Origin of the sequence: Alteromonas sp. W364 (genome assembly GCF_031846205.1) — a bacterium.
Lineage (GTDB): Bacteria > Pseudomonadota > Gammaproteobacteria > Enterobacterales > Alteromonadaceae > Glaciecola > Glaciecola blandensis.
The window spans coordinates 1-997 of the sequence record NZ_JAVRID010000024.1; the positions used below are offsets into that span (position 1 = coordinate 1).

Here is a 997-nt window from a genome sequence, read left to right on the forward strand (position 1 = left end):
ACGAAATCACAATGAAGAATTGGAACGAAGTTAAAGAAGAATTCGAAACAGACGGTTCGCTTCGAGATATTTACGTTGAGGGAGTTAATTCGTCTGTTTGGGATAGCTTTATAAGCTACTTGAAGGGCTCGAGTTACAAAATTGAATTCTTTCATGGTGATGAGAAGCTAAAGCTTCCCGAAAGTCTAAGCTCTATAAAAAAGCTACAAGAAACAGACCCAACTACGGTTCATATATGGGTTAAAGAAGGCATTCAAATCAACTGCCATTTTTTTATAGACTCTGAGATCGAGCTAGACTTGTCTCCGTATGATGTACAAAATGAACATGCGTATCTTGATTTAATTGTGTTTCTTAAATGGGTAGCGTCTTCTCTCAAAAGACCAGTGAAGTTAACCCAGGAGGGTATGCAGGATAATATAATATTAAATGTTAACTAGAAAATCGTATAACCAGGCCATCAAAAGCGACGCCAAAAAACGGCGCGCCTTATGGCAACGTTATGAGTGTGATTGAAAAGCTGTTCAAATGGACTTGTAGGCTCATTGGTCGAAGTTACGTAAAAGAAAGTGTAGAGCTAGTTGTGATGCTTTGGGTTGTATCTTTAGTTATAGCCTTGTTAATTGCTGTGCTGGTGTTAATAATTTGGTTCGATATTGGCTTATCGTTAGAGTATATAAGTGTTATTTTTTCTGGTGCATTATTCTTCATTGCTAGTGTTTTATATTTCGGTCTTGTATTTAAATTGAGAAAACTTTTAGTAAGTGATTAGAGCGCTAGCTCTTTCTTTCAAAAATCACTCTCATCTTCCTGTCAGAAACGTTTTTTCGGGTTCGCGAGCATTCGTTGTTTGGTCCACGCTACCAACCTTCAGTTGCTGTATCAATGTCAAACGAGTATTGTTTTACCTAAATGGTTATCGCAAGGAAACATGGAATGTTTTATCAAAGCCACAATAAATCCAAGCAACATAACAAACGCATAAACGCCCTCCCTT

2 protein-coding genes are annotated in these 997 nt (G+C 37.4%); both read left to right on the plus strand.

What is annotated here, in order from left to right; genetic code table 11:
• Nucleotides 1-440: hypothetical protein (locus RM556_RS17280; protein ID WP_311375211.1), on the plus strand; the 440-nt coding region annotated here is incomplete at its 5' end.
• Nucleotides 441-502: 62 nt separating this feature from the next.
• Nucleotides 503-772: a hypothetical protein gene (locus RM556_RS17285; protein ID WP_311375212.1), complete on the plus strand. Its 270-nt coding sequence runs from the start codon at nucleotides 503-505 to the stop codon at nucleotides 770-772.
• Nucleotides 773-997: the final 225 nt, after the last annotated feature.

What these genes read in the sequence shown, in the direction of transcription:
- RM556_RS17285 (WP_311375212.1), top strand. Translation starts at nt 503, where the DNA reads ATGAGTGTGATTGAAAAGCTGTTCAAATGGACTTGTAGGCTCATTGGT.